This is a genomic window from Shewanella sp. 125m-7, from assembly GCF_052977045.1.
Genome location: NZ_JBRILQ010000004.1, coordinates 124,552 through 147,876 on the forward strand (window position 1 = coordinate 124,552; position 23,325 = coordinate 147,876).

At 42.8% G+C, this 23,325-nt stretch carries 19 protein-coding genes; 11 read left to right on the plus strand and 8 right to left on the minus strand.

What is annotated here, in order from left to right; genetic code table 11:
- The first annotated feature begins 73 nt into the window (after positions 1-73).
- On the plus strand, positions 74-1,633 hold the full coding sequence (locus tag ACVBIL_RS03125) for a SulP family inorganic anion transporter (RefSeq protein WP_447165532.1): 1,560 nt from the start codon (positions 74-76) through the stop codon (positions 1,631-1,633).
- A 120-nt stretch (positions 1,634-1,753) separates the two neighbouring features.
- Here ACVBIL_RS03125 and ACVBIL_RS03130 read toward each other — a convergent pair whose 3' ends face one another.
- Entirely contained in the window at positions 1,754-2,659 is a 906-nt protein-coding gene (locus tag ACVBIL_RS03130) for a bifunctional methionine sulfoxide reductase B/A protein (RefSeq protein WP_447165533.1), read from the minus strand.
- Positions 2,660-3,113: 454 nt separating this feature from the next.
- On the opposite strand from ACVBIL_RS03130, the gene ACVBIL_RS03135 reads away from it, so the two are divergent.
- Both ACVBIL_RS03135 and ylqF read left to right on the plus strand, forming a co-directional pair.
- Positions 3,114-3,953 (plus strand): isopenicillin N synthase family dioxygenase, encoded by an 840-nt coding sequence (locus ACVBIL_RS03135; protein ID WP_447165534.1) that lies wholly within the window; start codon positions 3,114-3,116, stop codon positions 3,951-3,953.
- 117 nt (positions 3,954-4,070) lie between these two features.
- The gene (ylqF, locus tag ACVBIL_RS03140) at positions 4,071-5,009 is read left to right on the plus strand and encodes a ribosome biogenesis GTPase YlqF (protein WP_447165535.1); all 939 of its coding nucleotides are present in this window, start codon (positions 4,071-4,073) and stop codon (positions 5,007-5,009) included.
- Between the two features lie 74 nt (positions 5,010-5,083).
- On the opposite strand, the gene hflX is transcribed toward ylqF, so the two are convergent.
- Entirely contained in the window at positions 5,084-6,418 is a 1,335-nt protein-coding gene (gene hflX, locus ACVBIL_RS03145; protein WP_447165536.1) for a GTPase HflX, read from the minus strand.
- 470 nt (positions 6,419-6,888) lie between these two features.
- Here hflX and ACVBIL_RS03150 point away from each other — a divergent pair, with 470 nt between their 5' ends.
- The gene (locus ACVBIL_RS03150; protein WP_447165537.1) at positions 6,889-7,545 is read left to right on the plus strand and encodes an NAD(P)H-dependent oxidoreductase; all 657 of its coding nucleotides are present in this window, start codon (positions 6,889-6,891) and stop codon (positions 7,543-7,545) included.
- Positions 7,546-7,704: 159 nt separating this feature from the next.
- Here the strand turns inward: ACVBIL_RS03150 and ACVBIL_RS03155 are convergent, their stop codons facing one another.
- Entirely contained in the window at positions 7,705-8,586 is an 882-nt protein-coding gene (locus ACVBIL_RS03155; protein ID WP_447165538.1) for a DNA ligase, read from the minus strand.
- A gap of 237 nt (positions 8,587-8,823) precedes the next feature.
- Here ACVBIL_RS03155 and ACVBIL_RS03160 point away from each other — a divergent pair, with 237 nt between their 5' ends.
- The 3 genes from ACVBIL_RS03160 to ACVBIL_RS03170 all read left to right on the plus strand — a co-directional run bounded on the left by ACVBIL_RS03160 (position 8,824) and on the right by ACVBIL_RS03170 (position 11,879).
- Positions 8,824-9,195 (plus strand): diacylglycerol kinase, encoded by a 372-nt coding sequence (locus ACVBIL_RS03160; RefSeq protein ID WP_447165539.1) that lies wholly within the window; start codon positions 8,824-8,826, stop codon positions 9,193-9,195.
- Positions 9,196-9,680: 485 nt separating this feature from the next.
- On the plus strand, positions 9,681-10,553 hold the full coding sequence (locus ACVBIL_RS03165; protein ID WP_447165540.1) for a hypothetical protein: 873 nt from the start codon (positions 9,681-9,683) through the stop codon (positions 10,551-10,553).
- Positions 10,554-10,859: 306 nt separating this feature from the next.
- Positions 10,860-11,879 (plus strand): GGDEF domain-containing protein, encoded by a 1,020-nt coding sequence (locus ACVBIL_RS03170; RefSeq protein WP_447165541.1) that lies wholly within the window; start codon positions 10,860-10,862, stop codon positions 11,877-11,879.
- A gap of 59 nt (positions 11,880-11,938) precedes the next feature.
- Here the strand turns inward: ACVBIL_RS03170 and ACVBIL_RS03175 are convergent, their stop codons facing one another.
- The 3 genes from ACVBIL_RS03175 to pdsO all read right to left on the minus strand — a co-directional run bounded on the left by ACVBIL_RS03175 (position 11,939) and on the right by pdsO (position 15,844).
- Positions 11,939-12,616, minus strand: a complete 678-nt coding sequence (locus ACVBIL_RS03175; RefSeq protein ID WP_447165542.1) for a class GN sortase — start codon at positions 12,614-12,616, stop codon at positions 11,939-11,941.
- 4 nt (positions 12,617-12,620) lie between these two features.
- Complete coding sequence (locus ACVBIL_RS03180; RefSeq protein WP_447165543.1) at positions 12,621-14,969, minus strand: marine proteobacterial sortase target protein; 2,349 nt, start codon at positions 14,967-14,969, stop codon at positions 12,621-12,623.
- 137 nt (positions 14,970-15,106) lie between these two features.
- Entirely contained in the window at positions 15,107-15,844 is a 738-nt protein-coding gene (gene pdsO, locus ACVBIL_RS03185; protein ID WP_447165544.1) for a sortase-associated OmpA-like protein PdsO, read from the minus strand.
- A 256-nt stretch (positions 15,845-16,100) separates the two neighbouring features.
- Between pdsO and pdsR the strand changes: the two genes are divergently transcribed.
- From pdsR to ACVBIL_RS03205, 4 genes are all read left to right on the plus strand, one after another.
- Entirely contained in the window at positions 16,101-16,793 is a 693-nt protein-coding gene (pdsR, locus tag ACVBIL_RS03190) for a proteobacterial dedicated sortase system response regulator (protein WP_447165545.1), read from the plus strand.
- A 178-nt stretch (positions 16,794-16,971) separates the two neighbouring features.
- Positions 16,972-19,155, plus strand: a complete 2,184-nt coding sequence (gene pdsS, locus ACVBIL_RS03195) for a proteobacterial dedicated sortase system histidine kinase (protein ID WP_447165588.1) — start codon at positions 16,972-16,974, stop codon at positions 19,153-19,155.
- 93 nt (positions 19,156-19,248) lie between these two features.
- Entirely contained in the window at positions 19,249-20,427 is a 1,179-nt protein-coding gene (locus ACVBIL_RS03200) for a cystathionine beta-lyase (protein WP_447165546.1), read from the plus strand.
- Positions 20,428-20,574: 147 nt separating this feature from the next.
- Positions 20,575-21,147, plus strand: coding sequence for a type II secretion system protein (locus tag ACVBIL_RS03205; RefSeq protein WP_447165547.1), 573 nt, complete (start codon positions 20,575-20,577; stop codon positions 21,145-21,147).
- Between the two features lie 154 nt (positions 21,148-21,301).
- On the opposite strand, the gene ACVBIL_RS03210 is transcribed toward ACVBIL_RS03205, so the two are convergent.
- Together ACVBIL_RS03210 and yegD are read right to left on the minus strand one after the other, a co-directional pair.
- Complete coding sequence (locus ACVBIL_RS03210; RefSeq protein WP_447165548.1) at positions 21,302-21,808, minus strand: CreA family protein; 507 nt, start codon at positions 21,806-21,808, stop codon at positions 21,302-21,304.
- 92 nt (positions 21,809-21,900) lie between these two features.
- Positions 21,901-23,265 (minus strand): molecular chaperone, encoded by a 1,365-nt coding sequence (yegD, locus tag ACVBIL_RS03215; RefSeq protein ID WP_447165549.1) that lies wholly within the window; start codon positions 23,263-23,265, stop codon positions 21,901-21,903.
- Between the last annotated feature and the right edge of the window lie 60 nt (positions 23,266-23,325).

Below are 23,325 nucleotides of genomic sequence, written 5' to 3' on the forward strand. Positions count from 1 at the left end.
AAACTGCCACAACTTTGTTAGTATTCGCGGCAATTAAACCTTATCAACCCAACAACTTTTTAACAGAGGCTAAATGTTCGATCTTATTCGTCACAAAACAGCCAGCCACAGAGCTGACTTACTTTCAGGTCTTACCGTAGCCTTAGCATTGGTTCCTGAGGCTGTTGCATTTGCATTCGTTGCAGGTGTTGAGCCTATGGTCGGCTTATACGCCGCATTTATTATGGGATTAATCACTGCAGTCATTGGTGGTCGCCCTGGTATGATCTCTGGCGCGACAGGTGCCATGGCCGTCGTAATGGTTGCATTAGTCGCAGAGCATGGGGTGCAATATTTATTTGCTGCCGTCGTACTTGCGGGTCTGATTCAAGTCTCTGCCGGTGTATTTAAACTCGGTAAATTTATTCGCATCGTACCCTACCCAGTAATGATAGGCTTTGTGAATGGCTTAGCGATTGTTATCTTCCTCGCTCAACTAGGTCAATTTCAAACACCTGACGCAAATGGTGTCATGAATTGGTTACCACAAGAGCAGTTGATTCTGATGCTGGCTTTAGTCGCACTAACAATGGCTATTATTCAATTCTTGCCTAAGCTAACCACCGCTATCCCATCGTCGTTAGCTGCGATTTTAACTGTAACTTTGCTGGTTACTTTTTTAAACCTCGATACCCGCACGGTTTTAGACTTCCTAAAAGCAATGAGCGGTGATGAAAATGCAACGATTGCAGGTAGCCTACCAACCTTCTCTATTCCAGCGGTTGAGTTTACTTTAGCAACCCTATACATCATTTTGCCTTACTCGCTGATCCTAGCTGCAGTAGGCCTGATTGAGTCGCTGCTAACACTGACGGTTATTGATGAGATGACCGGCACTCGTGGACGTGGTAATAAAGAATGTATTGGCCAAGGCGTGGGTAATATTACTAGTGGCTTCTTCGGCGCTATGGGGGGCTGTGCGATGATTGGCCAGTCGATGATCAACATCAATTCTGGTGGTCGTGGACGCTTATCAGGTATTACTGCCGCTATTGCCCTGCTCGCGTTCATCCTATTTGGCTCATCACTGATTGAAATGATCCCACTTGCTGCGCTAGTGGGTGTGATGTTTATGGTGGTATTGGGTACATTTGAGTGGGCTAGCTTTAAAGTCATGCGCAAAGTGCCTAAACATGATGCGTTTGTTATTTTATTAGTGACCATTGTGACTGTATTTACCGATCTTGCCTTTGCGGTATTTGTCGGTGTTATTGTGTCGGCACTTGTATTTGCTTGGGAACACGCAAAGCATATCAATGTTGAGATCAGCGAAGATCAAAATGGTTGGAAGGTCTATAAGCTAAACGGCCCACTATTTTTTGGTTCGGTCGCTGAGTTTTTAGATCTGTTTGATGCAAAAAGCGATCCAAAAGATGTGATAGTGGATTTCCAAAACTCTCGCGTTTGTGATCACTCTGCACTTGATGCCATCGATACGCTTGCTGAGCGTTATGTTGGTTCAGGTAAGCGCCTGCATCTACGTCACTTGAGCAACGACTGTAAAGAGCTACTGGCTAAGGCTGGTGATCTTGTTGAAGTTAATTTGATTGAAGATCCGCACTACAAAGTGGCTGACGATAAGCTCGACTCATAAGTAGCCGCTAGCGATTAAGCTTGAATCCAAAAATAAACCAAAAAAGACAGGCTGTGCCTGTCTTTTTTATGTTTGTTATAATCAGCAAACTGGCTAACTAAATACAGTTTGGCCACAGCCTCACTTTAACTTATCAGCAAAAAGTGCCTTAACCTTATCAATTTTGGGCTTTACTACCATTTGACAATAAGGCTGCTCGCCGTGTAACTCATAGTAATCATTGTGATAATTTTCAGCGGCAAAGAAACCGTTATAAGCAACCACTTCAGTAACCATCGGATTGGGCCATGCTGCCACCTTGGTTAAATCCGCAATCATATTGTTGGCAACCAAAGCCTGTTGCTCGTTATGAATAAAGATCACCGAACGATATTGCGGCCCAGTATCGTTTCCCTGTCGGTTAAGTGTCGTGGGATCATGACTCACCCAAAATACCTCAAGTAAACTTTCAAAGCTGACTTGGCTGGTATCAAATTCAATTTGCACCACTTCAGCGTGAGCAGTTGTACCGCTACAAACCGCTTTATAATTGGCATCAGCAGCATCACCGCCCGCGTAACCAGAAGTGACTTTATTCACCCCTCTAATCGAGGAAAAAACAGCTTCAAGGCACCAAAAACAGCCGCCTCCGAAAGTTGCAAGCTCAGGTACAGAGTCTTTTACAATCGCTTCATCGATTGACTTGAACGTCATTGAAACCGAATTGACACAATGCCGAATATTCTTTGGCGTAAGCCGTTCGCCTTCAAATACATGGCCTAAGTGGCCTTCGCAATGGGCACAGACTATTTCAACTCGCATTCCGTCTGCATCGATATTTCGCTTAACCGCTCCCTCTATCTCATCATCAAAAGCTGGCCAACCACAATGGGCATTAAACTTACTCTCAGAGCGATATAAAGGTGAATCACACTTTTTACAGCAATACACGCCCTGAGTATCGTGCTGATTGTATTCTCCGCTGAAAGGCCTTTCTGTTCCTTTTTGCTCTATTACATGCTTTTCGAGTTCTGTTAGTTCACGCATCTAATACTCTCTACCAGTGTTAACTTATCTTCGTTTAAGAGGCTGCTCTCGCTAGGCCGTGTATAACTTGTGCTAGCTAAACCTTAGTTTGTTTACGCTAACAATAGACCTTATACCTTGGTAAAAGCTTTCAAGACTGCTTATACCAATCGTACTAATCTAAATAGCTTATCGTAGTTTTTAGCTCTTTTCTAACTAGGAGTAAATTATGAGCAATACATCAACCAGAGGAGATATTTCCCTTAGTATCAACCATAGATGCTATTTATTTTTTTAGTATAATTTGCCAAGAGTGTTAACGACTAAGCAATTAAATTCTTGCAAGTTATTTCAGCCAACCGAAACACTTTTCTGTAGCCTAAACAATCATCACTGTGTTCTAACTCACTTAGGTTTGCGTCACCTGTTTGCCGTCGCTAAACTTGCCTTGGGCTTAATCATAATAAGAATGAAGATGACATTAGAAACAATCGATTACCGTGCAAAAGATGCAGCGAAGCAATTTGTAGCTTCACTGCGAGAAACTGGCTTTGGAGTACTCTCTAACCACCCTATTGATAAAAAACTAGTAGAAAATATCTACCAAGAATGGCACGCCTTTTTTAATACTGAAGAGAAAAAGGCATTTCTGTTTAAGCCTGAGACTCAAGATGGCTTCTTTCCTGCAGAAATCTCAGAAACAGCTAAAGGCCACAGTGTAAAAGACATCAAAGAGTATTTTCATATCTATCCTTGGGGCCGCATTCCGGACTCGTTAAGAGACAACATTCTCAAGTATTATGATAACGCTAATGCGTTAGCTGCTGAGTTACTAGGATGGATAGAACAATATTCTCCAGCGGACGTAAAGCAAAAATTTTCAATCGCACTGCCAAAGATGATTGAGAACAGCCAAAAAACATTACTACGAGTACTGCACTATCCGCCAATGTCTGGTCATGAAGAGCCTGGCGCAATTCGCGCTGCAGCTCATGAAGATATCAACCTAATCACCGTACTACCCGCTGCCAATGAGCCTGGATTACAAGTACAGCTCAAAGACGGGAATTGGATAGATGTACCCAGTGATTTTGGTAATTTAATCATTAATATCGGCGACATGTTACAAGAAGCATCAGGCGGCTATTTTCCGTCAACAAGCCATCGAGTCATTAACCCCGAGGGAATGGACAAAACCAAATCACGAATATCTTTACCGCTATTTTTGCATCCAAATCCAGAGGTCAAATTGTCAGATAAATACACAGCCGACAGCTACCTGATGGAACGTTTAAGAGAATTAGGGGTTATTTAGCCTCATTCACACTCAATAAGTGCCCAATAAGCGCCTTAGGGCGCTTTTTGTTTGTTAAACTTAAGCGTTACAAGGTAAAATCCCTTTAATTATGTAATTTGATAGTAGAGCGCACACATGGCAATTCAGTGGTATCCAGGACACATGCACAAGGCACGTAAAGAGATCGAAGAGGTTATGCCTCAAGTCGATTTGGTGATAGAAGTGCTGGATGCAAGGATCCCTTACAGTAGTGAAAACCCAATGGTGCAAACACTCCGTGGAGATAAGCCATGTATCAAACTACTGAATAAGTCCGACTTGGCAGATCCAAAAACCACTCAAGCTTGGATTGAATACCTTGAGCAAGAGCAAGGTGTAAAAGCAATGGCGATTACCACATTGCAAGCTTCACAAGTCAAAAAGATCCCCGACTTATGCCGTAAGTTTGTGCCAAACCGCGACAAAATCGAAAAAGATATCCGTACCATGATTATGGGGATCCCGAACGTCGGTAAATCTACCATTATCAACACGCTTGCTGGCAGAATGATTGCCAAAACCGGTAACGAACCAGCAGTAACGAAAACCCAGCAACGCATTAATTTGCGTAATGGTATTGTACTATCTGATACCCCGGGTATTTTGTGGCCAAAAGTTGATAACGAAAAAAGTAGTTATCGCCTTGCGGTAACAGGCGCAATTAAAGATACAGCAATGGAATATGAAGACGTAGCCATGTTTGCTGCAGAATATTTCTTAACGGCTTACCCTGAAGCAATCGCTGAGCGCTATAAAATCAAGCAAATGCCTGATACCGATATAGAGCTGTTAGAAGCTATCGGCCGTAACCGCGGTGCATTGCGCCCAGGTGGACGAATCGATTTGCACAAAGCCTCTGAAGTACTACTTCATGATTTCCGTGCTGGCAGAATTGGTCAACTATCGCTTGAAACGCCAGCTATGGCAGAAATTGAAAAAGCTGAAGTAGCTAAAATGTTAGCTGAAAAAGAAGCGAAAGAAGAAGCTAAACGTGAACAAGAGCGTTTAAAGCGCTCTGGTAAGCGTTTAAGCTAATATCATCAGCTAACAACTCCATTAATTAAAAAAGCACTCACCGAGTGCTTTTTTATTGTCTCATTTCACTACTACTATTTTTGCAGCATTTTATTTAGCCGTTCTAGCGCAACAGTATTAGCTTTGAGCGTTAATCTCACGCCACTTTCATGATACTCCTCTTCTATGACCTGCATCTTACTGTGGATCTCGCCCATAATTCCGCTGGCTGTATAAGGGATATCAAAGCAAGCTGTACACATCTGCTGTGCGATAAAATCTTGGATGGCTTGATGTACTAAAGTGATATCATCTGGATTACGCGTGGAGATTTGTAATGCATTCGGGTACTCACTGCTTAATGTTTGTTGCTCAACTTGTGTTAAGCAATCTACTTTATTAAGTAGTAATAAGCGATTATTGGTATCAAGTTTTAACTGCTGTAATGCACCATCAACCACTTTAAGTTGCGTTCTAAAATCTTTATCACTCGCATCCACTATATACAAAAGTAATGTCGCGTCTTTCGCTTCCTCTAATGTGGAGTGAAATGAAGCAATTAAGTCATGTGGTAATTTATTAATAAATCCAACCGTATCCGAGATTAGAATTCTGGGTTGAGTATCAGGTGATAAGGCACGTACAGTGGTATCTAAAGTAGCAAATAACTTATCTTCAACCAATACATCAGAGCCTGTCAAAGCGCGCATCAAGGATGATTTCCCCGCATTGGTATACCCAACTAAAGCGACACAAGGCGTTTCGATACGACTGCTTCGTTGCTCCAGCATCACTTCCTGAACTTTTTTAAGTTCGCGTCTTAGCTCGGCTTGCTTATCACGAATTTTACGACGCTCGGTAGCAAACAGACTCTCCCCAACACCTCGACCACTTTGACGCTCACGATCTCCCCCATGCTCACTTCGTAGTCTTGGGGTTAAATAATTTAACCGTGCCAGTTCTACCTGTAATCGAGCTGTTCGAGTATTAGCGTGACGACTAAAAATTTCAATGATAATGCCGGTTCGGTCGAACACTTCAACACCCAAAACTTTCTCAACATTACGTAATTGCATTGGACTGAGTTCACAATCAAACACCACAACATTGGCATGCTGCTGAGTGTTCGATTCCATTAAAAATTCGTTCAACCCATGCTCATCAATATTAGCCAAAGAATCTGTTTGTTCAACGTTATCAAGCTCCCCCGTCATTCTCGCTAACTCTTCGAGTTTGCCCTCACCTAGCACCGACAAACGCTTAGTTGAACTCTGCTTTTGAGTTTGCGTTGCGAAAACGGTAAAACCAAGCGTGCTAACTAATCGTCCTAACTCCTCCAACGATCTATCAATATCTTCTATTTTTGTATTCGGAGTGCGAATTGAAATTAATAATGCACGAGTATCAGCTTGTTCCATGGTCGTAGACATAGTCATCCATCTAGTTAAGAAGGTCGGATTCACAACACTGGATCCTACGCTTTTGTCACGCAAATTTATACGAAAGAAATCTAAGCTATCAACTTAATAGAAAACTAAAATCTGCCCCTAAGTAGAAACGGGGCAACACCTGCTGCATTCGCTCGAAACATCGCTTCAGTAGATGGTAAACGGCAGATGATGCCCATACATACAAATAGAACCGAGGAAATGTGTTTCATATCTGTACCCTTAACGATGACCTATACCATATTCAAATAGTAAGCGATAAACCAAGCTGTTGTAACAGATCAAATCACCTATATAAGCCTATTAATCTCTTGCTAGATAATCTTATATTTTGATTATCAACAAAATTTTGATAATCATTCAACTCAAACCCAGTGTTTCAATAGCTAAGATACAGGTAGGATAGCGGCAACTTTGATTATGGTTCCACCGCCCTACATTAGGATACGAATATGACTCACCCAATTATTGCTGATCTTGAAAGCCGTTACACTGCAAAACGCTATGATGCGTCAAAGCGTATTCCTCAAGCAGATCTTGATGTCATTTATCAAGCAATGAATCTTTCAGCGTCATCTATCAACTCACAACCTTGGAAATTTATTGTGATTGAAAGCGATGTGGCTAAGCAGCGCATGCACGACACGTTCGCCAACAAGTTTCAATTTAATCAGCCACATATCAAAGCTGCATCGCATATTGTACTATTTGCTCACAACCCTCACTACACACGCGAAGATTATGCCAAGGTTGTTGATAAAGGTATTACCGATGGACGCATGGGGATAGAGGATAGAGAGCAAGCGTTCGGCGCTTTTGCTTTCGTAGAACTCAATACTGATGAAACCGGTCACAATGCTGCTTGGACAAAGTCGCAAACCTATTTGGCCTTAGGTAACACATTACATACCCTAGCGCGTTTAGGGATTGACTCAACGACTATGGAAGGCGTTGATAGTGAGTTGATTGGTGAACTATTTAAAGAGGAACTGGGTGGGTATCAATGTGATGTCGCGTTAGCAATGGGCTACCATCATTCTGAAGAAGACTACAACGCTGCACTTCCTAAGTCACGCCTTGCAATGGAAGATGTACTACAAGTTCTCTAGACCCTTTTGCAAAACAGGTAATAAAGGTTCGTTAGCTCTCGAACCTTTCACCTGCCATATTTATTACTCCGCTACATTAGCTATTTATGTTGTTCTAAGTGCATTAACGGACTCTGTACATAAGCTTGCTTGAGCGTAACTTAACTGTCCTCACACACATTATTGAGCTTGTCTTATACGTAAAAAGCTTGCGAACCTCGGTATTCCATTCTGCGTAAAGCCGTAATATTTATAGGTGACAACACTGCCGATCTCTGGGGGGTGTAATCGTTCTTCCTTAGAAAAACCACTACCAAGCTTAAATACCTTACCTTGTTCATTTTCAACCACTAAAGCCCCCATCATCCCGCTAAACTGCCCTTTACCCGCTTTATAAGCGATAACCTTAGCTTCGGCGTCATAGTGTGGTTTTAGCTTCACGATATCTTGACTACGTCCGACTTTATAAAATGCATTTTTATGATGCAACATTAAGCCCTCACCGCCTTGTGAAATTATCTTATCTAAGGCCTTATCTAGCGCTGGTAAACTATTTAGCGAGTATTGGCTTACCACATTCAAATAGGGGCTTTTATCACTTAACTCATCGATGGCTTTAGCGTAACGCTGTGCGAATGACGAACGTTCTGCAGGTAAATCAAATACCATAAACTTTATCGTTTTCCACTCCTGTTCAGTGGCTTTAGACTTTCTAACAGTGGCTGAGATCTGCTCGAAGTGACCTCTTTGACTCCATAGTTCACCATCTAACGGGTAATGAGGAAACCCTTTCGCGAACCAAGTGGGCAAATTAATCCTTCTACCTGAGCGACTATACATCGCTTTACCGTCCCAATAACCTCTGACGCCGTCAAGCTTTTCACTAATGAGGTAGTCTGAGATATTTGCTATTGGTTTTGTGGAGTGAGAGGCCAACTGAATCGATGGTTTTTTTGTCTGCTTTGTTGGATTATCTACAGCGTAGGTATAAGAGAAGATTGAATTAAATAGGTAAAGACCTATCGCTGCGATCACTAAATAGGTAGAACTTTGGCTTTTCATTATTATCGCTCCTTGCGGTTTGTCATTGTGGCACACGTCCTATGTGCGCCATAGATTAAGCCTAGCTCTATTTAATCAACACTGCCCTACAGCGGTACAACATAACCAAGATACACGTCTTATTTTGATTAGCTTTTATGAATTAAAACAAAAAGGGATCATGCTATACTCCGTAAAAATTTGCTCCTCAACCGAAAGATACTGTTATCTATCGGCTTTAGTACATGATGGAATATTATGAAACCTGCTAATAATCACGGAATAAAACGCGTTATCAGAGCGACAGGCTTTTCTATGCAAGGTTTGAAGGCCGCTTGGACACACGAGGCTGCGTTCAGGCAAGAGTTGATCTTAGCAGCCATCATGCTACCTATTGCACTCTTGGTAGAAGTGACTACGGTAGAGCGCGTTTTACTCATCCTAGGTTTATTTATGGTGTTAATCGTTGAACTTCTAAATTCAGCAATCGAAGCCGTAGTAGACAGAATTAGCGATGAACTCCATCCATTGAGCGGTCGAGCAAAAGACATAGCATCTGCTGCAGTCTTTATGAGTTTGGCGTTTTGCGGCTTAACTTGGGCGATAATTTTAGTGCCAAAGCTTTTCTAAACAAATGTTTTTTACACTTATTAATCTGTTGTAGTCATGATGTCTTTTATGAGTTATTGAACTCAAAGCCTTTAATTATGCAGTTATAATTGAAGGTTTTTTGATGTCAATAACACTATTTTACGACTCTCTATACCCGCTTGAAGCAAGGAACTGACTCCGTTATTCAAATGGAATACACAGTAAAAACGTAGACGGTGTACTGTTTTATACAAATCATAAATGTTATCAGGCTTATCTCCCCCTCACGAGCAGTCCTAAACTCAGGCTTTCCTTTATCAATAATCACTAAATCACGTACTTTTACCCTGTTGCGTATTGATTAATTACACCTAAACCGCATTAGATCAAACAAATCGCACATCTTTTGAAACAATTTATTCACATCACTATAGATCCTGCTATGCTAGTAGCCGAATAATTAAACATTCAAAATTAAAACTAATATAAAACTAATAAGAATAAGAACGACGGAGTCACTTTTAATGCTTAAAAGTTTCATCATTCGCAGTGCTACAACTTTGGCCTTGGTCGCGAGCCCAATGACCTATGCAGATAACAATACTGTTATCCGTATCGGTGGTTTTTATGCCAATACGGACTCAACCATAGATGTGAACGATCCTCTCCTTGGTAATGCTTTTAAGCTCGATTTTGAATCTGATTTAAAATTAGAAGAATCTCAATTTCTTCCCTTCTTCGAGTTCTCCCACCACTTTAACGACCGTCATACGCTTTATGCAGATTGGAAACAGCTTCATCGTAATGCATTAGTGCAGTCCGTTGAAAAGCCATTTCAGTTTACGTGGGATGACACCACTTACGATATCAAGTCTGGAATTTCGCTAGATAGCACCCTTAATATCGATATTATGCGTATTGGTTATGGTTATGATATCTGGCAAGGTCATAACTATGATGTTGGTGTATCTGTAGGCCTACATGCCATGTTTATCAAAACAGCATTTAAAGGCAACATAGGGATCTGCGATGTTGCCACAGAAACACGCTGCCCAGACACTATCGATATTCCCAAAGTGGTTGACGAAAAACTGACAGCTCCACTACCTGATATTGGTGTTTTCGGCTCTTACGAGTTCTATCCTGGTTTTAAATTCAATGCTCATGCGCAATATTTTTATATCAAGCTAGACGATCTTAAAGGCGGTTTAGTCGATGTAAGAATGGGAGTTGAAGCCGCTATCAGTGAAAATTGGCATATGACAGCAGCCTTTAACTACTACGAAGTCAACGTTGAATACACCTCAACCTTTACTGATGCAGGTATTAAGATTGCCGATTACAACATCGAGTATAGCTTTATTGGCCCTATGCTTTCGGTAAGTTACCAGTTCTAAGCATTTACAATGTCTAAACACAAAAACAAGGTAGCTTTAGGTGCCTTTTTTACTTCTCTGCTAGTTACAGGGTTCATTCTGTGCAGAAGAGGCTGACTAGTATCTGCTTTATCACTGTCAATCCCTGCTCAGTATATGCCTATTAGCTTTTATTCTTTGTTTTCTTTATTGTTTTAATGCGCAGTTTGGCGTTTTTCAAGTTCTGTAGCAGGTAAAAACATAATAGAATGGGCAAAGAAAATGCACCTATCTCGCATTAGCATATAAATAACAAAACCAATAATCAATTGGTAATAAGGGACCATAATGGCTAGTCCACTGCTAAAGGAGTCGGCACTTAAGTTAAAGAAAGCCATTCCTTTAATGCTGAAACACCAAATTCCAACGACACCAACAAACTATGCGCTCTGGTATGCTTATGTTGGTGAAAAAAACCTCAAACTAAATCAGCATTTAGATCAAGTTGTTAGTCACTACAATACTTGTCCGCCCAGTCAAAGCGAGCGCCTTTACCAAGAGTTTGTGTCTGATCCGCTTGAGCTTGATGTCGTCGACATGCGTCTTAATCTCGATGCTATGGTCACTGAACTATCTCAATCGCTGAAAGACACCAACGTTGATGCAAATCTTTTCAATAACAAGATTGATAGTAATTACAACAAACTCAATAAGATTGAAAACGAAGGCTTTACCATTGAAGAGGTCTTATCCGTCGTCAAAAATCTCGTTAAAGACTCAAACGAGATCCGTGAAAGTGCCCAGTATTTCTCTTCTCAACTGGCAAAAGCACAATCTGAAATTGGTGCCTTAAAGCTAAAGTTGCAACAATCTGAACATGAAATGTATTTTGATGCGTTAACCAGTGCTTTAAATCGGCGTGCATTTAACAAAGATCTCAAAGCGATTATCAGTCAACACCCTCAAGGGTTATGTTTAATTATTGCCGATATTGATCACTTTAAAGTCTTTAACGACACATACGGCCACCAGCTTGGCGACCAAGTATTAAAAGCCGTCAGTAAGCGTTTAGGTGAAGCTTGCCAAGATGGCACTAAACTATATCGTTTTGGCGGTGAAGAATTTGCCTTAATTGTGCCTAAAAGCCAATTAAGAAGAGCCAGACAACTGGCGGATTCTATGCGCCGAAGTCTAGAAAAACTGATTTTAAAAGATAAGCGTAAAGGCGACACAATTAATAATGTCACCGCTTCTTTTGGAGTCGCAGAATTTAGCTTAAATGATACCCATAACTCACTGATAGAACGTGCCGATAAACAGCTATATGAAGCAAAACACCTAGGCCGTAATCGTGTTATGCCGATTTAAGACAACACTATTGTAGTCGATATTGAACTTACTCATATCGACTACAAGACCGTGCGGCATTAATTAATTGGCACCGCCTGCACCACAAAACGTAATGGGCCGCCAGAAATCTCAGCTCCGAAAGGATAACAAGTCACTAAGGTAAGTAAACTCTGATCATACTCTTGGATCACACTCGTATCTGACTCATGGACGACCTTAATTTCTTTAACGCGGTAAATTAAGTGTTTTCCTGAAGCACTCTGTAATCTGAACAACTGCCCTACTTTTGTGCCACTCAAGCGAGAAAAATGAGTATCTCTATGGCCTGCAATCACAGTATTACCTCGAGCGTTGATATTTGCAGTCGACAGCATATGTGCAGGTCCAAAGGCCAAGTTCCGTCCTGATGCACCAGCAAGCACATACAAACTATCACCTTCACTGTCGGCCTCTCCTTTTGTATCTCCCTGCACGGGTATTGCTGACAAAAAATCCAGCTTTGCTACCGGATGTGTATCCGCCCATGACCATGGTTTATGTGGCTTTCGATCTTGTAATGTTTTTTGCCAAGCCTGTTGAATTAAAAATTGAGCAAAATGCGCTTTCGCTTGCATATATCCCCCATGAACCACTAAACCCGCGCCAAAAATAAGTAATAAGCAGCAAAAATAGCGATGGTATTGACCTCGGTGCTTTAACCCCGAGTTAACCCCAATAGCTGCTGCATTCTTATTAAGTGAACTCGTGACGAACATAAACCTACCCAGCTGACTTAGTCGTGAGCCACGTCTGACGAAAGGATAAGCCGTATAAAATAGCTAACAATATAAGCATGCCGCCGAAAACCATAAACACGTAGCTGTTAGTGCCTGTTTGCGGTAATGTCTGATTAAATGCTCGCATGCTTTTTTGCCAACCACTGGGTAAATGCTGCATCACCTTTGCCTCTTTCGCATCGATATTGCCTGGCTTTACAGGCGTTACATCAATCGCCACCAAACTTGTATAAGCACTCATAATATGAAACTTCATTGCAATTGCCGTGATCTGCTTTTCTATTCGGTCTTTATTAACGGATTGCTTACTGAGCTCTAGCGCTGCAATTTGTTTTCTTGCCCACACTAAATCTAAGCCCTTAGCTTGACCCGAGCCTTCTGCCCGTTCTTCACGATCTAGCTGCAATCGGCGTTGCCAAAATTGGCCAGCTAGTTGCCCTTGGATCAGCAAATCATTGCTAACAGAACTTGGTATGCGCACCGCAACTAATATAGGCTCATGAGCATAAAGATCTGGAATACGCACAGGCCAATAGTCAGGTACAGTGCCATCGCTAAATGTAAGATCGACATCGGTAACGTGTGGCTTTTCAATTTTCTCTAACAAGCTAACTATCTTGTCACTCACTTCATCTAGCTTGCCAATATAAGTGTATGTGCCGCGCCCTAATTCAGCCGCACGCTGCATAAAGTGGCTGTTTGGCGCCGAACCTATCCCAATAGTAAACAAACGGCTTTCACCCAGTTGGTCTTGAATTTGTTGGAACAAGATCGTCTCATTAGCAACGGCACCGTCGGTAATAAATAACACTTGCCGCAATGGAGCCCTACCATTTGCTTCGCTGCCCTCGTATCTACTCTTTTTATGCGCAAGTGTCGTAAATGCAGCATCGAGCGCTAATGACATTTCAGTGCCACCATTAGCGTCTAATCCATTGATATAATGTTGAGCTCGGCCAATATTTGTAGCGGTTGCCGGCATGGCACGTTGAGACCATTTAGCGACTGTAGAGTCGAACTGTAGAATATTAAAACAATCTTGTGGACGCAGTCCGGTCAAAGCAAGCTTTAAGGCTTTTTTTGCCTGAACAATCGCATCGCCAGACATTGATCCCGATGTATCGATAACCAAGATAAGCTCTCTAGGCGTTATTAATATCTCGCTCGCACTCACCTGCGGCGGCATCAGCATAACCAGTGCATAATCCTCTTCAGCACTGGCTTTTCGCTCTGAACTTGCGGGATTTTCTGAATATGTCATCGCGTTGGATTTTCCAGCCATCGCTTGATGGGTTTTACCTCGCTGAGAAAACACTGCCGCTGTAGGCTCAGCGCCTTGCACTGGTTGCCATGTCAGCACAAAATCACGATTTGCCACCGCATCTTTATCTAAGCTCACTTGGACTGCAGCATCTTCCACCATATCGACATTAATAGAATGGTAGGGGCTGGCGATGTTTTCTATTGCCATTGCGGCGTCAAACTTTACGGTTATCGAAACTAAGTTATGAGCTATGGTTTGTTCCGTGTTTGTTTGCTCTTGGCCCGCTTGTTCTTTAGCATTAGTCCACTTGAGTGCAGCGACTTGGTGATGCAACTCATCTCGTTGCTTGTTGCCATGCCCACTTTGTTTCGGCGTATATCTTGGCGCTATCGCCATCGGAAAACGTAGACTAAACAAACCATCTTTATAGTCTAAGGTTTCTTGATAAGTGAGCTCCACAATCAACACTTCATTTGGCGCTAAATTTGCCACCTGAGCACTAAAAATATTGGCACGTTTTTGCTCAAGTAAACTGGCTTTTTTACCATCAGCCTTTGCTTGTTCATATATGGATTTTGCCTTAGCTTTAGGCTGGATCTGTCCTTCTATCACCCTATCGCCAATATGTAGCTTAAGCTGGTCAACCGCCGCTTCATTAGGTAAAGGAAATAGATACTGACCATTAACCCACTCTGTCGACGTGTTTTTAAATTCATGGCGTACAGAAACTCGGTTCACCCAGCCTGATATATGCATACTGACGTCCGTTTTCATTGGTAGCGCAATCGCGAGCTGCCCTTGTGCGCTTTCAAATATCAAACTGCCTTGCGTAATGCTATCTAAAGAAACAGGTTCCGTTGACGCTAATGCCATCGCACTTTGCGGCACGAATACACTAAGTAATAATAAGCCCTGCAGTAATACAGCCTGCAGCGATCCTATCGATGCCCCAATTGCGATTCTCTTTGCCATAAGCGCCTCAACAATAGAGCCTCCTTGGCGATGACTCTGCTTAGCGATAAGCTCTAAAACATTCGCTAATCCACGCTTTAATATATACGCAGTCATCTGTTACTCCTTTTGACTGTTTACCCAAAGATGCGATGAAGCAGACTCTGTGGCACCGAAAACCTGTCTAGAACATTCAACTAAACAGGTCACTCTCGGTTAAATTGGCAGTTAAATTTACGGTTACATGACTGGGGTTAATTAGCCGCTAAAGCGCTGTCTTGATTTTGCAACTTCAATGTCACACGACGGTCAAAAAAGTCATTCTCAAAGCTTTGTTCTGCCACCAAAGGAGAAGAGTCACCATAGGCTTGGTTATGCAAACGCAGCTCGGTAACGCCTTGCTCTATAAGATAGTTTTTGACTTCTGCGACACGTTGTTCTGACAAGGCTTGGTTATAATCACCATCACCACGACGGTCGGCGTAACCGGTTAAATCTAACGTTAATTCTGGTGATAACGACATCGCATATGCAATATCATTTAGCTGGCTTTGAAAATGCGGCTCGATTGTTGAGGAACCGGTTTTAAACTGCACGTTCAGCCCTAATGCAAGCTCTGTTAGCTTCTGCTCTTGCGCCATCTTTAAACTCGTTAATTGCTGCTGCGCTTGCTCGTACTGATCTGATAGCTCAATCAGCGACTGGTTTTGCTGATCCAGTGCAATAAGCTCAAGCTCTTTTTCATCGAGCATCGCTTGTTGAATGTTAAGTGCATCATCATCACTCACCGACTTACCCACTAGCGTACCCGTAAAGGCACCAATTATTGCGCCGACAGGGCCGCCGACCACAGCCCCAAGCACAATGCCAGAGGTTAGACCGATAAGTTCTTCGTTATTGCTGCGTTCTGTTTCAGTCACTTGCTCTGCAGATGCTTGAGTTGAAAATACTAACGCGCTAATAACGAGTGTTGAGATAAGTTGTTTTTTCATGTTATTCCCCTTGGGATAGTAATTTTTAAACTAAATTCAAATTGGCTAATGAATCTTGCCGTTTTAAAGTTGTTAACTGCGCTTTATTCGATAGGGCTATTAAAACCTACCGAAATGGCTTTTAAGGGGAGTAAAAGTGGCGTTTTGAGGTTCAATTGTGGCAACAAAATGGCAATCACGGTTCACGTCTTTAAACCAAGATATTTTCCTGTATAGTCACAATCCATTAGACAGTTAAGGCCCTCATTAAGACGTTATGAAACGAATAGCCATAGTAGAAGATGAAGCTGCAATTAGAGAAAACTATAAAGAGGTTTTGCAGCAACAAGGTTATTGCGTACAAGCCTATGCAAATCGACCTCAAGCCATGCAGGCTTTTAATACCCGTTTGCCGGATCTGGCGATTATTGATATTGGTCTTGAAAATGAAATCGATGGCGGCTTCACTCTGTGTCAATCCTTAAGAGCGATGTCGAGTACCCTGCCGATTATTTTCTTAACCGCACGCGACAGTGATTTCGATACCGTATGCGGCCTACGTCTTGGTGCCGATGACTATTTAAGTAAAGATGTCAGCTTTCCGCATCTTACTGCCCGGCTCGCCGCGCTGTTTAGACGCTCAGATCTTAAAAATACCAGCAGCGATGAGAGCCATATCGTTGAGCATGATTTGCTTACAATTGATGTTAACCGCATGCAAGTATTTTGGAACGCCATTCAGATTGAACTGACCGTCACTGAGTTTTGGATGGTGCATGCGCTAGCTAAACGTCCCGGCCACGTGCGTCAACGTCAAGAATTGATGCAAGAAGCAAAAATCTTTGTCGACGACTCAACCATCACTTCCCATGTAAAACGGATTAGAAAAAAGTTTATTGCCCAGGACCCTAACTTTGATTGTATCGATACCGTGTATGGCATGGGTTATCGCTGGGATTCGCACAATTAACCTTGAGCATTAGCATTGATGCACAGCGACCGTCGCTTGTGGAATTTCGTCCGCTGATAAATTAGTTCATCAGTCGAGTCATTTTTGCTCATAGTCAGGTAGTTTGGGGTCATTGCCTGATCATTTAGGTCATAGTCTGGTCATTGTTGATGGCCATCATTTAGGTAGTTTTTACGCCATGTTTAATTTGCCAATAGGGCTGCGTAGTAAAGTCGCAGTATTGTCTTTATTCTTACTCTGCCTGCCGTGGCTTGGGTACCAATACGTATGGGAGATGGAAAAATACCTACGTCATGGCCAAGAAAAAACCTTAGAAGGCACTACTCAGGCACTGGCAACTGCACTGCACGAAAGACCTAAGCTATTTGATAGCCAAGCAAGCTTTTTAACCCAGGTTGAAAAGGGCCGTGATCTATACGCTTACCCACTTTCAGGGCCTATTCAACTAGACGGTAAATTGTCAGATTGGAGTAGCTATCGCCATCGTGCACTTAATTACGCGGCTGATTATCAGGTTTATAAGCGTGACGAAGGCCAGCCGTTAAACCTCAGCTTTACCCATATGGTGGGTAAATATGCCGGCTACCTGTACGCCTTTTTCGAAGTTCGCGATCCACACGTGATCTACCGTGGAAAAAATAGCCTTAGCATAGACAATAACGATCATATCGCCATCGCGACACTCGCACCGGATGGCAAATTTCGACGCTATATTGTCGCCACCACACAAGATGGTTGGATAAGTGCCTTCGAACTGCCAGAAGATCCCAACCTGTCTACCCCTGTAACGCCTGAAGTTAAAATTCAAGGAAAGTGGACCAAGAGTAAGCAAGGTTACAATGTCGAGCTTAGGATCCCGCTTAATATGGTTGGCAGTAAACTGGGCTTTGCCGTTTATGACGTAAACGATAAAAATAGCCGCGTATTAGATGCCATCGTTGGCACCTCTGCAATTGATGATGTAAGCAAGTTGGGGACCGTACTTGTCCCCTCACCTGAAATCGAAAGTATTATTAAAGGCATGAGCCATAATAGTTCGCGGATCTGGGTGGTCGATAAACATGGTCGCGTTTTAGCAAAATCGGGCGATATTCGCTCTGATAATAGCGTGTGGTCACGGACTAATATTGATAACGATGACAACTCGGGTTGGGAAAAATTCAAACATAAGTACCTGCATCCACTGTACTACAAAGTCCTGACCACACCAGCCAAAGATTTTATCGATTCATTACAAGATTCCACGGTTTTGCAAGGTAGCCACATCTCCAAAGCCCTCAAAGGGGAACAAGGCTCTACCTGGAGGCTAACCCCCGATAGCAAAGCCGTTGTACTCGCCGCTGCAAGCCCTATTTGGATCGATGATAAAGTCATGGGCGTGGTGATTGCTGAAGAAACCACCCATGGTATTCGAACCCTGCGCAACAAAGCCTTAGAGAAGCTGTTTAATGTGATTTTAACCATCATGAGTATGGGCACCTTAGCGCTATTTTTCTTTGCTTCAAACATCTCAAGCCGTATTCGAAAACTGCGCGATGAAGCTGAGCAAGCGATCGACAGCCAGGGGCGAATAAAAAATGAGATTCAGGGCTCTAAAGTTCGCGATGAGATTGGCGACCTCTCTCGCAGCTTTGCGAGTATTGTCAGCCGCTTAAGCCAATATACTCATTATTTAGAGAATATGTCATCGCGTTTATCTCACGAACTGCGTACCCCTGTCGCCGTGGTACGTTCATCGCTCGAACACCTTGGCCTACAAGAGTTAAATCCTGACACACGCAAATATGTTGACCGGGCACAAGAAGGGGTAAACAGACTCAGTATGATCTTAAATAACATGAGTGAAGCCACCCGATTAGAAGAAAGCCTTTCTCACGCTGAGACGAGTGTTTTCCCGCTAGAAAAAGTGATTACCGGCTGTATGCAAGGTTATCAAATGACCTACCCTAATCAGATATTTGAGCTAAATATCACCCAAGATCCTATTCTGGTATTGGGCGTTCCTGAATATATTGCTCAGCTTATGGATAAACTTATCGCTAACGCCTTGGAGTTTAGCCATCCTGACAGTTCAATAAATGTGGCACTTAAATTAAAGAATAAAGTCGCCGAACTGAGTGTGAGCAATCTAGGTCCTGCACTACCCGAAAACATGGCTGAGCAGATTTTTGAGTCCATGGTGTCGGTACGTACACAAAAAGCCCAAGATAAGCCACATCTTGGATTAGGCCTTTATATCGCAAGGCTTATTAGCCAATTTCATAATGGTAAGATTAATGGTAACAACACAGTTGATAAAGCCGGTGATGTCAACGGCGTGCAAATAACCGTTAGGTTGCCGATATGCAAAGCAACTATTTAAAATGAACCTGAAAATATTGCCACTTTATTTTAGCCGTTTAGATGTTAAGATGGCTAAAACAATATCAATATGTAAACTGATGGAATTCGCCCAATGAAAAAAGAAACGCAGATAATCAGTCTAGGCCGAGATAAGAAATGGACACAAGGGGTTATTAATCCGCCTGTTTACCGAGCCTCGACTATGGTATTCGATACGATGGAAGATATGCGTTTTGCCGCAAAAAATAAGGCTAATGGTGCAATGTTTTATGGTCGCCGTGGTGGCCCTACACATTTTGCGTTTCAAGCTGCGATTGCTGAGCTTGAGGGCGGTGTCGGCACAGCGCTTTACCCATCAGGCAGCGCTGCCATCAGTAATAGCCTACTGTCATTTTTAAAAGCGGGCGATCACCTGCTTATGGTCGATAGCGCCTATGAGCCCACCCGTGATCTGTGTAATAAGCTGCTTGCCGGTTACGGCATCGAAACCACTTATTACGACCCTATGATTGGTGATGGCATAGAAGCCTTAATTCAGCCTAATACTAAGGTGCTGTTCTTAGAGTCTCCCGGTTCAATTACCATGGAAATACAAGATGTTCCTACTCTGAGCCGTATCGCCCACCAGCACGATATCGTAGTAATGCTCGATAATACCTGGGCATCGCCAATAAACTCGCGCCCTTTTGAGATGGGAGTCGATATTTCGATTCAAGCGGCAACAAAGTATATCGTCGGCCATTCTGATGTGATGATGGGCACCGCTACCGCCAATGAAAAACACTGGGAACAGCTGCGAGAAAATAGTTACCTTCTGGGCCAATGTACCTCACCAGATGATGTATACCTTGCTAGCCGAGGCCTAAGAACCTTAGGTATTCGCTTAGCCCAGCATGAACAAAATGCATTAAAAGTGGCTAACTGGCTTGCAACCCGCCCTGAAGTGGATCACCTGCGTCACCCGGCCTTTGAGTCATGTCCGGGCCATGAGTATTTTAAACGCGACTTTAGCGCCTCAAACGGACTGTTTTCGTTTGTATTAAAACAAGGTGATGTTAGATCTGTCACCGCATTTGTTGAAGATATGCAGCACTTTAAGATGGGCTTCTCTTGGGGCGGCTTTGAAAGTTTAATTTTAGGCGTTTTCGGGATAGATAAGCTACGTACAGCCACGCAATGGGATAGCAGTAAGCCATTAATCCGTCTACATATTGGTCTTGAAAATGTGGATGACTTAATTGCCGATCTCGACGCGGCATTTGAGCGTTACAATCAAGTATTAACCCGTTAACCCATAGCATTTATAAGCTATAGCCAAACAAGTCGACTTTATTGTCGGCTTGCCTCTATTTGTTCCGCTAAAAATCTTTTGTTTCAGCTATTAGTCTAAATACTCTATTATTGGAAACGCCCTTTTATACTCTAGAGAATATTTGCAATGCAACGCGTCACAGCCTCCAAAGGCTTCACCCTAATCGAACTGGTCATAGTGATCATTGCGCTTGGTATTTTAGCTGTCATTGCTGGGGCCAAATATGTCGACCTGAAACGCGATGCTGAAATAGCACGGGTTAAAGGCATCGCAGCTGCATTTGAACAATCTCTCACCTTCGCCCATACCAAATGGCAACTTATCGGTGGCGTTGCTGCAATGAACGACCTACCAGAGTTTGCAGGTGGAAAGCTTGATATGAATAGTTACGGCTACCCACTCGGGATAGATAAAGGCAATCCTATGGGGCAACCGAAAAATATCGGTAAAGGCGAGCAAGGTTGCGTCGATTTATGGAATACATTGCTGCAAGATCCAGCCAGTGTTTCTCTTTCAAGTGTTAACAATGACAGTGACTTTCAAGCCTACCGTCATCAAGCAGATACGAACCCCGACGGGCAAACACAATGTACTTATGTGCTGCGAACTTTAGGTGACACTAAAGGCCGCAAGCAAGCCGATATCAAGATCCTATACGACTCTGTAGCGGGTACAGCGACGTTAGCTGTTAATGGTTAATAGCTAGCAATAAATAGCGCAGAAAACTAAAATTATAAAGTAAAAAACAAAAAGCAAAAAAGACGAATATAATTCGTCTTTTTTTATTAACTCAGCAGTCACTAGCCATGACCTTACATCAAACCAGAGCTCAAACTAGCATTCAAACCAGACCTTAGCGTTCTACCACTGCACCATCAGGAAGCCACGCCTCTGTGCCATAAAGCGGCACAGTAGATAGCGCATGTTTGTGGCTACCATTAGTCTCTTTAGTTGAATAAGACAAATAGAGTAGCGTTTGATTTTTAGCATCGTAAATACGGCGTACTTTAAGTGATTTAAATAAGATACTTAACGACTCTTTAAATACCACGTCACCGTTTTTACTCTTATCAATATTGGCAATTTCAGCTGCGGTTATTGGCCCTGTTTGGCGACAAGAAATGCTCATGTCTGATGGATCAGCAAGGCTCAAATCTGCCTCAATACGGCTAATATGACAGGTCACACCCGGAATTTTCGGGTCATGCCTAGCATCAATAATCACATCTTTAGTGGTAAATAAGCCTAAACTCACTTTACCAACATCATCGCCGCAACCACTTAAGCCAAGGCTTAAACCTAGTGCTAGCGCGATGTTTAGCCCTGTGCCAGATAAACGCTTTTTAGTTAACCCTGTCATATCCATTTCCTTAAGAAAACGATTCAGTATTGAAGATTACATTACCTAAGGTAACGATTCAGTATTGAAGATTACATTACCTAAGGTAACGATTAAGCAAACACTCTTTGTGCCCAGCGAGTCAGTCCTGCAGTCACACTACCAAAGTGATCCCCTACCACAATTGGGATCTCAGGGAATAAGCCCGCGATCCTTCTATAGATAGCAGGACTTCTCGCAGTGCCGCCAGTAACATAAATACGGTCAGGCATCACCCCCGATTGCTCAAGCGCTTCACGCATCAAGGCTTCGACCTTTGAAAGTGGCATCGTAATCGCCGTTTCAAAATCAGCTTCACTCACCCTAGCATGTAATCCGTTAGCAATATATTCAAGTGGCGTATCGACACTATCTTTACTTGATAGCGCTATCTTGCTTTGCTCGGCGCTACGCACTAATTTATAGCCTAACTGATCTTTCTGAACTTTTAGCAAGCGCAGAATAAGCTCTGGATTTTGAGCTTCTTTGATCAAATCTTCGATAAGCTTTTTAGAAGCTAAGGCACTAAAGTCACGCTGAGCACTGATGTCATTTACCGCGACAGCATTCCAAAAAGGTTTACTTGGCACAGGTAACTTATTCACCATCAAACTACCCAAGCCTAAATGCGGCATAAATGATGCCATGGAAAGCGCGATATCTAAGTCATTGCCACCGATGCGCTGGCCACTATGGCCTAAAAAGTCAGCGCTGCGATCACGGCTATCAATATGATTGGGTCCCATTTTCACCATAGAGCAATCGGTAGTACCGCCACCAACGTCAACCACCAGCACGGTTAAGTTCTCATCAAGTGACGCTTCATAATCCATCCCCGCAGCTAGGGGTTCAAACAGAAAATCAACGTCGATAAATCCTGCGCGTTTTGCCGCTAATGACAAAATCGCCTCAGCCTGTTGATTACTCTGCTCGCCACCTATCCCCTGAAAATTAACAGGACGACCAATCACAGCATGAGTAATGACTTTCGTACCTAAATTCTTTTCCGCTTGAGTTTTAATATGCATCATCATCAAGGTGACGATATCTTCAAACAGCGCAATTTGGCTCTCTCTTAAACCTGTTGCGCCAAGAAATGATTTAGGCGAACGCACATAAAAGCCTTCATCAGGCATATCTAAATAAGCGTCGATCGCTTGCTCACCGACAAACACCGCTTGTTCGTTAGGCAACAGATCCAACTCTCGACGGGCTGCTGCGGCGCGGTTTAATTGCGCCGAACGTAAACGAGTATACTCAGCCTGTTCTGCATGAGGTAATTGCTTCAACACGGCTTCAGCAATCAGCTCTCTATCCATCGCATAAAGTGTTGAACTCAAATACTTAGAGTCACCAGATAAGGGCACCAAGCGCACGTCACCGCCTTCTATAACACCAATAGCGCAATTAGCACTACCGTAGTCAAAACCTACAAACATTCCCTTATCCTATAAAGCGTAAAAAAGCCGTGCAAAATAGCACAGTCGGCCAAGAGTAAA